The sequence below is a fragment of the Saccharothrix stipae genome, assembly GCF_054781895.1.
In genome coordinates this window covers 58805-71119 of the sequence record NZ_BAAGTN010000010.1, presented here as the reverse complement: position 1 = coordinate 71119, position 12315 = coordinate 58805, and the positions used below count along the sequence as shown (strand labels likewise).

Here is a 12315-nt window from a genome sequence, read left to right as displayed (position 1 = left end):
GAATCGATGAGCGTGAGCACAAGAATCAGTCGCCTCATGGCCGCCGCGGGATTACCGCTGGTCCTGGCCCTCAGTACCGCCAGCTATGTCGTCGCCGACGCGCCGGAAGCCCAGGCCGCCACTGTGGGCCCGTGCGACATCTACGCCTCCGGCGGCACGCCGTGCGTCGCCGCGCACAGCACTACCCGGGCGCTGTACGGCGCCCACAACGGTCCGCTGTACCAGGTCCGCCGCTCGTCGGACAACACCACCAAGGACATCGGCGTGCTGAGCGAGGGCGGGGTGGCCGACGCGGCCGCGCAGGACGCGTTCTGCGCCAGCACGAACTGCGTCATCACCGTCATCTACGACCAGTCCGGCCGGAACAACCGCCTCACCCAGGCCATGGGTGGCGGCGTGCCGGGCCCCGGCCCTGGCGGGTCGGACAACCTCGCAGACGCGAAGGCGGCGCCGATCCGCATCGGCGGTCAGAAGGCGTACGGCGTCTACATCGCGCCCGGCACCGGCTACCGCAACAACAACACCAACGGCATCGCGAAGGGCGACCAGCCGGAGGGCATCTACGCCGTCCTCGACGGTACGCACTACAACGACGGGTGCTGCTTCGACTACGGCAACGCGCAGACGAACGCCATGGCCGACGACATCGGCATCATGGAGACCGTCTACTTCGGCAACAACAGGGTGTGGGGCTACGGGGACGGCAGCGGCCCATGGATCATGGCCGACATGGAGTGGGGACTGTTCACCGGGGTGAACGCGCGGTACAACCCCATGCCCCCCATCAGCCACCGCTTCCTGACGGCCATCGTCAAGGGCGAGCCGAACCACTGGGCGATCCGCGGCGGCAACGCGCAGTCCGGTGGGCTGACGACGTTGTTCGACGGACGCCGCCCCAACGGCTACCACCCGATGAAGAAGGAAGGCGCCATCCTGCTCGGCATCGGCGGCGACAACAGCAACACCGGCCGCGGCACCTTCTACGAGGGCGTGATGACCTCCGGCTACCCGACCGCGGCGACCGAGGACGCCGTACAAGCCAACATCACGGCAGCCGCCTACGCACCGGGCGACCCGCAGCAGGGCGCCCAGATCGTGGGCGGCGCGTCCAGCCGCTGCGTCGATGTGCCGAACGGCAGCACCACCAACGGCACCCAAGCGCAGCTCTGGGACTGCGGTAGCGCCAGCCAGCAGCGCTGGACGCACACCGCCGGGAGGCAACTCCAGGTCTACGGCAACAAGTGCCTCGACGCCTACGGCCGAGGCACCAGCAACGGCACCCAAGTCGTCATCTGGGACTGCCACGGCCAGGACAACCAACAGTGGAACGTCAACGCCAACGGCACCATCACCAGCGTCCAGTCCGGGCTGTGCCTCGACGCCAACGCCGCCGGCACCGCCAACGGCACGAAGCTGATCCTCTGGGCCTGCCACGGCGGCAGCAACCAGCAGTGGAAACTCCGCAGCTGATCGTCGGAGACGTCCGGTCGGGCGTGCCGCCGTCGTGGTCTTGCGGCGGCACGCCCGGCCCTCTCCGGCACTTCATCGACCCACCACCGCGGCGCCAGGCCGGGCACGCGTGAATGGAGATGGATGGACGCGGGAAGAAGAACAGGCGGCATCATGCTTGCCGCGGCGACGTCACTCGCGCTCGTCGCGAGCACCGGATTCGTCCTGCTCTCAGGCGCGCCGAGCGCCCAGGCCGCCACCACCGGGCCCTGCGACATCTGCGCCTCGGGTGGCACACCCTGAGTGGCGACGCACAGCACCACGCGAGCGCTGCCTCGAGGCGTGCGCGATCACTTGACGAGCACGCCGACGGTGGTGGGAGACGAGCGCACGAGGACCGCCCAGCCCGCCGTCGAGACGATCGCCTGTATCAGCACCGGACCCCAGCCCAGTGAGGTTCCCGACTTGTATGTAGGTACCGGTTGGGCTGGCTGGGTGATCACTGGTTATAGCCTGCCGCAGGCGCTGGGTCGGGCTCGCTCGTGAGGTTCCTGCCGCCCTGGTGGGCTGGCTCTTCGGGGGTTTGTGGCCCGGCCCGGCGCCGGCCGCGGTCTGACTCAACAGAGGAATGGGCTCCACACGCTGAAAGTCGGAATGTCGACCGTGGCTTTCCTTGTCCGGCAAGGGAAAGAATCTGCGGTCGATGGTCGTGATCGGGGTTGACCCGCACAAGTCCAGCCACACGGCGGCGGCACTGGACTCCGGCACCCACAGCACGCTGGAGGCCATCCGCGTTGAGGCCACACTCGCCGAGTACCGGCGGCTGCTGACCTGGGCGCGACGGTTCGACGACCGTCGGTGGGCAGTGGAGAACGCCCGCGGTCTCGGCCGGCACCTGACGCAATGGCTGATCGCCCGAGGCGAGACCGTGGTCGACGTCCCACCGACGGCCACCGCCCGGGTGCGCGAGCTGTCGCGCGGCGGTCGCCGCAAGAACGACGTGCTGGACGCCGCGGCGGCGGCCGGCGTGGCCGCCCTGCGCGGTGACACCGCCCCGGTGATGGCCGAGGACGCCTCGACAGTGCTGGGGATGCTGGACGAGCGGCGGGGCAACCTCACCCAGCAGCGCACCAGGACGGTCAACCAGCTGCACGCGTTGCTGCGCGAACTGCTGCCCGGCGGGGTGTCCACGGACCTGACCGCCGAGCGCGCATCCGCTGCGTTGACTGGATTCCGCCCGGTGTCACCGGTGGAGCGGGCTCGTAAGGAACTCGCCCGGGAGAACGCCGCGCTGATCTGCCTGGCCCGACGACGCTGCGATGTCCTGTTCGCCATGCTCCGCAACAAGACCCACTACCGGCACCCCGAGACCACTCCCGCCCCGGCTGCGGCTTGACAACCACATAGGGACACCCCCGACCGACGGCCGCTGATCGGAAGCGTTCCCGACCGTCCCCGCACGTTCCTGGCGACGGGCTTCTCCGGCAAAGGATTCAAGATCGCCTCGGGAGTCGGGTCGCTGATCGCGCGGCGGGCGCTGGGCGATCCGACCCATCCGACCTGGAGGGCGCGCTGCGGTTCGCCGCTCCCGGTCGGTTCGCGTCGACGAAAGCGCGGTGACAGACCCCACCGTCCACTGAAAAGGATGCCTCATCCTGCACCCAACCGGCGCACCGTCGTCTCAGGTCCTCGACGAGCCTGTGACGTCCGGTCGGCCGCCGCCGGCCCCGGCGCATCTTGAATGCACCGGGGCGCGTGAGTACCGGTTGTGCGCCTTCGAGCAGAAGCCGATCCCGCAGCTCGCAGCCGCAGGGCCTGCACCCTGGGCTGTCCAGCAGGCCGGGATGGTTGCGGCTGAGGTGTTCGAGCAGGTGGCCGGCGTCCGCTCCGGTGGCGTTGATCCTGGTCCTGGGCCGGGTGGGGTTCCTGCCCAGGCGAACCGGTCGGCCATAGCGACCGCCCCAGTGCTCGTCGACCAGGCCGTCGAGCGCGTGCTCGGCGGTGCGGGCGAATTCCTCCGGGGCCGCACGCACCGCCTCGGTGACCAGATCGAGGCGGGCCAGGTCACGCACGGCGGCCAGGACCCGCAGTCACAAACTGTGAACGCTAACACCACAGGCTGGCGCCTACAAGATCGTTGACGTACCACAATGCCGAAACGCATCAAATGTCAACGTCATGACGCCTCGACCGCTTACCCGGCAGAGGGTCGTCTCAACTGGGTCGATTTCTTGACATGACGTTTCCCCGAACATCCAATGTTAGCGCTAACGCAATATTGCGAACCGAACCAGGGAGAACATATGCAGGCAAGATCGCGGCGGCTCATCGCCTGCGCCGTCGCTGTGATCGCAGCCGCGCTGCTGCCCGCCGCACCGGCGGTCGCGGAATCCAACGGTGGAACACGGGTCATGCCGCTGGGCGACTCGATCACCGAGGGGACACAGGTCCCGGGCGGCTACCGGAACGGGCTGTGGCAGCGGCTCGTGGCGGGCGGCTACCGCACGGACTTCGTCGGCTCGCAGTTCAACGGCCCGTCGTCGTTGGGGGATCACGACCACGAGGGCCACCCCGGCTGGCGCATCGACCAGATCGACGCGAACATCGTCGGCTGGCTCGGCAGCACCAACCCCCGAACCGTGCTGCTGCACATCGGCACCAACGACGTCGGCCAGGACTTCGACATGGCCAACGCGCCCGCGCGCCTGTCGGCCCTGGTGGACCGCATCACCGCGACCGTGCCCAACGCCGACGTGTTCGTCGCGACGATCATCCCGCTGGCCAACGAGTCGCAGGAGTCGGTCGTCCGCACCTACAACGCGACGATCCCCGGCATGGTGCAGAGCAAGGTCAACGCGGGCAAGCGGGTGCACCTGGTCGACATGCACTCCGCGCTGACCACCGCCGACTTGATCGACGGGGTCCACCCGACCGCCACCGGCTACGACAAGATGGCCGCGACCTGGTACAACGCGCTGCGCTCCGTGCCCGGCAGCATCGGTGATCCCACGAGGCGGATCGTGGGCGTGCACTCGGGCCGTTGCGTGGACACTCCGGGGGTCGCCAACGGCACGCAGGTCCATCTGTGGGACTGCCACGGCGGCAGCAACCAGAGCTGGACCTACACCTCCGGCAGGCAGCTGACGGTCTACGGCACGAAGTGCCTGGAAGCCTCCGGCTGGGGTTCCGCCAACGGCACCCCGGTGGCGATCTGGGACTGCCACGGCGGCGCCAACCAGCAGTGGAACGTCAACGCCGACGGCACGATCACCAACGCGCTGTCCAACCTGTGCCTGGACGCCTCCGGCTGGGGTTCCACCAACGGCACCAAGTTGCACCTGTGGTCCTGCAGCGGCCAGCCCAACCAGCAGTGGAGGTCCTGACCACGCTCGGGTGTCGGCGAGAACCGGCCGGGTGCACGTCGCTTGCGAAACGCGACGCACACCCGGCCCGGTCGACGCACATGTGGCTCGTGTCCGTGACCGGTCGGGTCGATCCGCGACGAACCGGCGCCGCTGGACCAGTAGATTGTCGCGGCTGACTCTTGGGGCACAGGTGGCGGAGTTCGACGCGTGCGTCGTCGGTGGTGAACCGCCGGCGGACCTGGCGTTGCTCGGCGTTGGTCGCGTGTTACCAGGCGGCGAGTTCGGCGTTGAGGGTGTCGAGGTCGCTGATGGGCGGTCGAGGCATTGCCGCGACAGTGCGGACAGTCCGATCTCGGCGATGTCGAGCCAGGACCCCGTGTTCGGGGGTGTGGTGGATCTCCGGGCGCTGGGCCAGGGAGAAGGCCTCGTAGAGCGCGGCGATGCCGTGGGTGTTGAGGTTGTCCATCACCAGCACCACGGTCCCGCCGTCGGGATGGTCCACGGTCAGTAGCTGTTTGACCTGCCCGGCCAGTCGATCCTGGTTCGCCGGGCCAGGGCGTGCACGCGGCGCCACCCGCGCAGGGGCTCTGCCCACACGAAGATCGAGCAGGTGCCGCAGCGGACGTATTCGCTGTCCTCGCGGGCATCCCGCCCGGGTCGGGCCGGAAGTGGTTCGCGGACGTGGCCGAGTAGCTGGAAAGGATTCCCAATGACGTTGTCAACCGGCGGCGGTGATCGGCCGTGACGCCCTCAGGCCGCTGTGACCGCTGGTCGGGGTATGCCGGTCTGAAAGACGCGATCATCGCGATCAGCGGTCGGGGTCGTCGCGGGGGCCTGGGCGGCCAATCCTTCATGGGCTACCGGTTTGCGATCTTCAACCACGCCACCGCCGCCCTCGGCGGGGCCGTCACCGTCAACCGGTTCTCCCTCACCACACCCTGAACGATCCTCGACCGCAGCAGCAAGGAGCCGGAACGCCCGACGAAGGCGACAGCACCCGCCGATACGGGCTAATGCAATGAACGGACACCGGGAGCATCGACGGGCTTCCGGTGTCCGCGTTCGGGCCCAGGCGGGATCGGCGGTGGTGGCGAGCCGGACCGCTCCGGGGAACCGGAGGGCGCCGTCGGCTGGCGGCCAGCGTGTTGACTGTCGTCGTTGATCAACGATAACGCCTACCCGGCAACACGCCCAAATGAGATGCGGAGCTTGACTGCAGATCCACAAAGGACAGACTTGACCCCGTGACCGGTGAACGATCGGACGGCGCGGGCCGGGTGCTGGACTTATGACGGCGACTGGGGCCGCGGACAAGGTCTGAGTGCCCTGCCCCGAGAGTGCGCGGTGGGTTCCGCACCGGCGTGCTGCGGCGCCACGTCGAGTCGGTTCGGCTGTCCACGTTCAACTTCTGGGGCTGAGTGTTCCCAGTGATGCCGCAAGGAAGTCACCGGTGAGATTGGCCCTGCGCATGGCCACCCGCGCGGTAGTGGCCGCGTTGCGCCTGCCCGACGGGGTGATTCGCGCGATCGTCGGCGCGCCCGTCCAGGTCGAGGGGGCGCAGATGAGTCCCACGGCTCAGCTGTTGATCACGCTGGAGCGGTTCGTGCCGAGGGCCGAACCCCAGGTGGTTCCCGACCTGGTGGCGGTCCGCAGGGACTACGACATCGTGTCGTCGGTGCTGCTCGCCGGTGTCGTGCGTGACGTGCGGGTGCACGACACCGTCGTGGCCGGCGTACACGGCCCGGTTCCGGCGCGGGTGTACAGCCCACCCGGTGCGTCCGGTCCGCTTCCCCTGCTGGTGTTCTTCCACGGCGGCGGTTTCGCGTTCGGCAGCCTGACCAGCCACGACGGGATCTGTCGCTTCCTCAGCCGGCATGGTGGCGTGCGGATCGTGTCCGTCGAGTACGCCCTCGCTCCGGAGCACCCGTATCCGGCCGCGGTCGACGACGCTTACGCGGCGTTCCTGCACGTCGTCTCGAACGCGGAGCGCTTCGGCGGTGCCGGCGGTGCGGTGGGGGTCGGTGGCGACAGCGCGGGCGGAGCGCTCTCGGCCGTCGTGGCGCAGCGGTGTGTCGACGACGCGCTGACGAAGCCGGCCTTCAACCTGATGCTCTACCCGGCCGTCGACGGGATGAGTGAACACCGGTCACGGCAGCTCTTCGGGCGCGGTTACTTCATCGACAGCCACCTGCTCGACTGGTACCGGTCCTGCTACTCACCGGACCACGTGCGGCTGTTCGAGCCGTACGCCTCGCCGTTGCGCGCTCCCGATTTCCGCGGGCTGCCGCCGACCTGCGTGGTCACGGCGGGTTTCGACCCGTTCCGGGACGAGGGGACCGAGTACGCGGACCGGCTGAGGGCCGTCGCGGTGCAGGTGACCCACCTGCACCGCGACGGGTTGGTGCACGGGTTCGCTTCGTTCCTGGCCTGCGACAGACACGCTCGGCGAGCGATGCTGGACGTCGCGGCGGAACTGCGTCGCATGGCCGCTGTGGCCGCGGCCGGCATCAGCCCGGAAGCGGCGTCCAACGGCGTGTGAATGGCTTCGGAGCATGCACGTCCGCGTGGTCGAAGGGAGGACCTGATCGGCCCGCCCCGGTCGACCGGGGCAAGCCCGGCTCGAAGATCCACTCGGTGAGCGACCGCGACGGCCTCCCGCCGGCCGTGGTCGTCTCCACGGCCAACCGCAACGACCACCTGGAACCGGATACCGTCGTCGATGCCGTCACCCCGGCCAGGGACGTGTCGGCAGGCCTCGTCGTCTGCCGCGCAAGCCGCACGCGGACAAGGGCTACGACTACCCGATCCGCCGCGCGGAGCTGCGCAAGCGGGGGCATCATCACCCGGATCACCCGCCGGGGCATCGAGTCGGCCAAGCGGTCGGGGCGCCACCGGTACGTCATCGAACGGACCCTGGAGTGGGTTTCCCGGTTCCGACGACCGGCACGCCGCTACGAACGCAAGGCCGCCCACTTCACGGCATTCGTCCAGCCGGCGTGCGCGGTGATCTGCCTGTGCCGCTCGAAAAGTCATCCTTGCTGTTCAGCGGCATGTCTGTACTCGTTGATGAGGCCGCCGAGGATGCGGGTGCGGTGAGGTCCGTGGGTGTCGAGGTCGTGCACGGCAGTGGGGCGCTGGTGGACGTTGGGTGATAGTTGGTCGCGTGCCTGGTGAGGCCGGTGCCGGTTGTAGTGGTCTTCGTAGGTCGTGAGGACCTGGCGTGCATGGCTTTCGCCGGTGATCAGGATGTGGTCGAGGACTTCGTGTCGGAGGGTGCCGATGACCCGTTCGCAGTGGGCGTTCATCCGCGGTGCCTGTGGCGCGCTCTTGATCACGTGGAGATCGTCGGAGTGGAAGACGGCGTCGAATGCCTGGCTGTACTTGCCGTCGTGGTCGTGGAGGAAGCGCAAGGACTCCATCCGGCGTCCCAGGTCGGCGGTGAGGTTTCTGGCCTGCTGTGTCGTCCACTCCCGGGTCGGGTGGGAGGTGACGCCGGTGATGTGCAGACGTCGGGTGCCGTGTTCAAGAAACGCCAGTGCGTAGAGGCGTTTACCGAGCATGGTGTCGAGGTGGAGGAAATCCGCCGCGATGATGCCCTGGGCCTGGGCGTTGGGGAACTGTCGCCAGGTGGGTCCGGTGTGGCGTGGTGCCGGGTCGATGCCCGCTTCGTGCAGGATCCGCCAGACCTCGAGGCGGCGATGCGGTGGCCGAGACCGGCCGGTTCGCCTTGGATCCGCCGATGACCCCACCGCGGTGCCAGGCGAGCAGGGTGCCCGGCATGACCGGGAAGACCTCCCGCCACCGCCGACGATCCAGCAATCCGGACAGGGCGGCGAACCAGAACCGGTCTGCGGGCTCGTAGCGCACCGGACCTGCGAGTTGTCGGCGCAGGACCGCGTTCCCGTGCCGCAGGACGAGCAGTTCGGCGTCCTTCACCGTCTCGTTGCGCAGCACCACTGATGGTACGGACAGCAGTCTTCGGGTCATCTTGAACAGCAGGGATACGACTACCCGGAGATGTTCCCAACACCGTGACAATCTTGCTCTACCAGCAACGATGACTTTTCGAGCGGCACACGCGTTTTCGTCACGATGGCGCTTGTCACGATCTCGAAGAGACGTCCGTTGCCATGGCGTTCAATCGTTCGGTTGAACGCGACGTCCATCTCCAGCGCGTTTTTCTCTCCGCCCGGATGACGCGGAGATCCTCTCGGTCACACGAGGATGACAGTCGCCTGGCCGTGTACATCCCCAGCAGAGAGGCTTCCTCACCTTGTCAAGCTCCCTCAGCAGACGACACGTCCTTGCCGCCGGGGCCGGCGCAGCCTTGGGCTTCAGTGCCTTCGGTGCCGCCGGCGCCTCGGCTTCGCCCGACAGGGCACCGCACCCCAGCGGGCCGGAGGAGACCAGGACGCTCGACGAGCTCTACCAGGCCGCGCTCAGGGAAGGCGGCAAGCTCGTCATTTACGCCGGCGGCGACACACCGACCCAGCAGGACGGCACCAAGGCGGCCTTCAAGGCCCGCTTCCCGGACATCGACCTGACGTTGATCGTGGACTACAGCAAATATCACGACGTCCGGGTCGACAACCAGTTCGCCACCGGCACTCCCGTCCCGGACGTCGTGCAGCTCCAGACCGTTCAGGACTTCGTGCGCTGGAAGGAGCAGGGACGCCTGCTGCCTTACAAGCCTGCCGGGTTCTCGAAGGTCTACGACGCGTTCAAGGATCCGCAGGGCGCGTGGGTCGCCGTCTCGGCGCTCGCCTTCAGCTTCATGTACGGTCCGTCGGCGGTCGGTTCGGCCGCGCCGCGCACCCCGCTGGACCTGGTCGACCCGAAGTGGAAGGGCAAGATCGCCTCGTCGTACCCGCACGACGACGACGCCGTCCTCTACCTCTACTCGCTCTACGCACAGACCTACGGCTGGGACTGGGTGGCCAAACTGGCCGCTCAGGATGTGCGGTTCGCCCGCGGCAGCAACACGCCGGGCGAGGCGGTGGCGGCTGGGCAGAAGGCGATCGGCATCGGCGGCGCCGGCTCGCTGGTCGCTCCCGCGTCGGCACCTGTCAGGTTCGTGGTCGCCGACGGGCATCCGTTCATGGCCTGGGGCCAGCGGGCCGCGATCCTCAAACAGGCCAAGAACCCGGCCGCCGCCAAGCTCTACCTGAACTGGCAGCTGTCCCTCACACAGCAGCAGGCGTCCTTCAACGGCTGGTCCGTACGCACGGACGTCACTCCTCCAGCCGGTCTGAAGCCGATTTGGAAGTACCCGAACGCCCACCTCGACGGCTTCCCCCGCTTCATGGCCGACCGCGCCGAGGTGGAGCGCTGGAAGCAGACCTTCGCCCTGTACTTCGGGGAGGTCAAGGGCGACCCCACGCCCGGCTGGCCCGGACTGCGCCCGGGCGCGTAGCTGTCGAACTGTGCTCCGGTGCCGCGACTGGCGGGACTGGCGGGACCGGAGCACAGTTCTTTCATATGATTCTTTCACATGAGCCGCACCGGCAGCGGATACACTCGGCACCCCTGTCCTCGATGAATCACCCATCCAAGGGGTTGTCGTGTCCGACCGCGGGGCCACCGACATGCCGCCGTCGGCGTACGGGAGCTGGTATCCCCTGCGACACATCCAGCACCTGGTGTTCTTCATTGTCGTCGGCACCGCACTGGTCCGGCTCGCCAGTCTGAACATCGCACTGTGCTGGGAGATCGTGACCGTCAGCACGGTGCTTGCCGTCGTGTACGCGGCAGGCCTGGCTCGGTGGCTCCGGATGGGCGCGTTCGCCCGGCACGCCTGGATCGCAACCCTGATCCTGCTGTGGGCGGTCCTTGTCCAACTCACCCCGCCGTTCCTGACCGTCGCGTATGTCTGGTGCGCCGTGCCGCTGGCGTGTGCGGTTCTGCGTGCGCTCGGTCGCCGTGGAGCCGTGATCGCGGTAGCCGCGATCACCGTCGTGCTAGTTGGTCAGCTGACCATGGCCACCGGTCGGTTCGACCCCGAGATCGTGCTGATACCCGTAGCCGCTGTCTGGGGCACGGTGGCCTTGTACCGGGCGCAGCAGCGGGATGCCGCAGAGCGCCGGCGCCTTGTGGAGGAGCTGCGCGGCACGCGTGACGTGCTCGCGCAGGAGCAGCGCCGGGCCGGTATTCTCGAGGAACGCACGCGCATCGCTCGAGACCTGCACGACACGTTCGCCCAGGAACTGTCCGGCAGCGTGATGCTGTTGCAGGCGGCCGAGCGGAGCTGGGAAGAGCGACCGGACATGGCGCGTGTCCGTGTTCGCATGGCTGCCGACAACCTGAGCGCAGGTCTCGCCGAGACCCGGCGGATCATCACGGACCTCATTCCGTCCGCCGTCGCCGAGGCCGGCCTGGCGGGCGCACTGCACCTGCTGTGCGCCCGCGCGCAGCAGGACGAAATCGCGGAGCGGGTGCAGTTCCGTTCGGTCGGATCGCACGGTCCTGACCTCGGCGAGCAGGCCACCACGTTGTTCCGCGTGGCGCAGAGCGCGCTGGCCAACGTCCGTGAACACGCGCACGCCACCAACGTGACGGTGACCCTGCACCACCACCTGGATCACGTCGAACTGGAGGTGTGCGACGATGGGGTCGGCTTCGATCATGCTCACCTCGGCGATGTGTTCCGTTCGGGCCGGGGCTTGGGCCTTCCGTCCGCCCAGGCGAGGCTTCGCGAGTACGGCGGTGATCTCGATGTCGACAGCGCTCCGAACCGGGGTACGCGGATCCGGGCCACCCTCCCGGCCCGCCGGCCGTCCGGACCAATCGTGCCGGTGAACTCTTCAGCGGTCTCATGACGACCTCACCGTTGCGGTTGCTGATCGCCGACGACCACGCGGTCGTACGGGCCGGACTGCGGGCACTGCTCGACGGTGAGCCTGACTTCGAGGTGGTCGCGGAGGCGGGCAGTGGCGAGGAGGCCATCCATCTCGCTGTCGGCTTGGCGCCCGATGTCGTGCTGATGGATCTGCGGTTCGTGGGCACAGACGACGGCATCGACGGAGTCGAGGCAGTTCGCCGACTGACTGCCGAGGCTCCCGGCACAGCGGTGGTGATGCTGACCAGTTACTCCGGACATGCCGACGTCGTACGCGCGTTGGAGGCCGGTGCGCGCGGCTACGTGCTCAAGGCGGGGCCGCCAGAAGAACTGTTCCAAGCTGTGCACGCTGCCGCCGCGGGCGGCATGGGTCTCGCGTCGGAGGTCGTTGAACACCTCGTCGGCCGAGTGATCAATCCTCCGCCCGGGGTGACGGAACGTGAAAGAGAAGTCGTCCGATTGATGGCCGATGGTCACAGCAACCGCTCTATTGCACAGTCTCTCCATCTCAGTGAGGCGACCGTCAAGACGCATCTCGTGCGCATCTACCGGAAACTGGGCGTCGACAACCGGGCCGCAGCAGTCTCCGAAGCGGTGCGCCGGGGGTTGCTCGAACTCATCTAGTGTCGTGCGTCAGAAATTCCAGAGGTTAGTTGTACCGTGTTG

The 12315-nt window shown here is 68.1% G+C and carries 10 protein-coding genes and 2 pseudogenes; 10 read left to right on the top strand and 2 right to left on the bottom strand.

Annotation, left to right across the window (positions count from 1 at the left end; translation table 11 throughout):
* The first annotated feature begins 6 nt into the window (after positions 1-6).
* From ACYVLT_RS26160 to ACYVLT_RS26140, 5 genes and pseudogenes are all read left to right on the top strand, one after another.
* Entirely contained in the window at positions 7-1470 is a 1464-nt protein-coding gene (locus ACYVLT_RS26160; protein WP_461122851.1) for an arabinofuranosidase catalytic domain-containing protein, read from the top strand.
* 682 nt (positions 1471-2152) lie between these two features.
* Positions 2153-2614, top strand: a pseudogene (locus ACYVLT_RS26155) (IS110 family transposase); the annotation flags it as partial.
* 252 nt (positions 2615-2866) lie between these two features.
* Positions 2867-3190 (top strand): annotated as a pseudogene (locus ACYVLT_RS26150) (hypothetical protein); the annotation flags it as partial.
* Positions 3191-3413: 223 nt separating this feature from the next.
* Positions 3414-3590 carry a hypothetical protein gene (locus tag ACYVLT_RS26145; RefSeq protein WP_461122850.1) on the top strand — a complete coding sequence of 59 codons (177 nt, stop codon included), beginning with the start codon at positions 3414-3416 and terminating at the stop codon, positions 3588-3590.
* Between the two features lie 162 nt (positions 3591-3752).
* The gene (locus tag ACYVLT_RS26140) at positions 3753-4832 is read left to right on the top strand and encodes a ricin-type beta-trefoil lectin domain protein (RefSeq protein WP_461122849.1); all 1080 of its coding nucleotides are present in this window, start codon (positions 3753-3755) and stop codon (positions 4830-4832) included.
* A gap of 247 nt (positions 4833-5079) precedes the next feature.
* Here the strand turns inward: ACYVLT_RS26140 and ACYVLT_RS26135 are convergent, their stop codons facing one another.
* Positions 5080-5316, bottom strand: coding sequence for a hypothetical protein (locus ACYVLT_RS26135; RefSeq protein ID WP_461122848.1), 237 nt, complete (start codon positions 5314-5316; stop codon positions 5080-5082).
* 239 nt (positions 5317-5555) lie between these two features.
* Between ACYVLT_RS26135 and ACYVLT_RS26130 the strand changes: the two genes are divergently transcribed.
* Together ACYVLT_RS26130 and ACYVLT_RS26125 are read left to right on the top strand one after the other, a co-directional pair.
* Positions 5556-5756 (top strand): hypothetical protein, encoded by a 201-nt coding sequence (locus ACYVLT_RS26130; protein WP_461122847.1) that lies wholly within the window; start codon positions 5556-5558, stop codon positions 5754-5756.
* Positions 5757-6264: 508 nt separating this feature from the next.
* On the top strand, positions 6265-7353 hold the full coding sequence (locus tag ACYVLT_RS26125; protein ID WP_461122846.1) for an alpha/beta hydrolase: 1089 nt from the start codon (positions 6265-6267) through the stop codon (positions 7351-7353).
* 490 nt (positions 7354-7843) lie between these two features.
* Here the strand turns inward: ACYVLT_RS26125 and ACYVLT_RS26120 are convergent, their stop codons facing one another.
* Positions 7844-8563: an integrase core domain-containing protein gene (locus tag ACYVLT_RS26120; RefSeq protein ID WP_461122845.1), complete on the bottom strand. Its 720-nt coding sequence runs from the start codon at positions 8561-8563 to the stop codon at positions 7844-7846.
* 524 nt (positions 8564-9087) lie between these two features.
* Between ACYVLT_RS26120 and ACYVLT_RS26115 the strand changes: the two genes are divergently transcribed.
* The 3 genes from ACYVLT_RS26115 to ACYVLT_RS26105 all read left to right on the top strand — a co-directional run bounded on the left by ACYVLT_RS26115 (position 9088) and on the right by ACYVLT_RS26105 (position 12273).
* Positions 9088-10227 carry an ABC transporter substrate-binding protein gene (locus ACYVLT_RS26115; RefSeq protein ID WP_461122844.1) on the top strand — a complete coding sequence of 380 codons (1140 nt, stop codon included), beginning with the start codon at positions 9088-9090 and terminating at the stop codon, positions 10225-10227.
* Positions 10228-10375: 148 nt separating this feature from the next.
* Positions 10376-11629 carry a sensor histidine kinase gene (locus tag ACYVLT_RS26110; protein WP_461122843.1) on the top strand — a complete coding sequence of 418 codons (1254 nt, stop codon included), beginning with the start codon at positions 10376-10378 and terminating at the stop codon, positions 11627-11629.
* Positions 11626-12273: a response regulator gene (locus ACYVLT_RS26105; RefSeq protein ID WP_461122842.1), complete on the top strand. Its 648-nt coding sequence runs from the start codon at positions 11626-11628 to the stop codon at positions 12271-12273. The genes ACYVLT_RS26110 and ACYVLT_RS26105 overlap by 4 nt, the downstream gene beginning before the upstream one ends.
* Positions 12274-12315 lie beyond the last annotated feature (42 nt).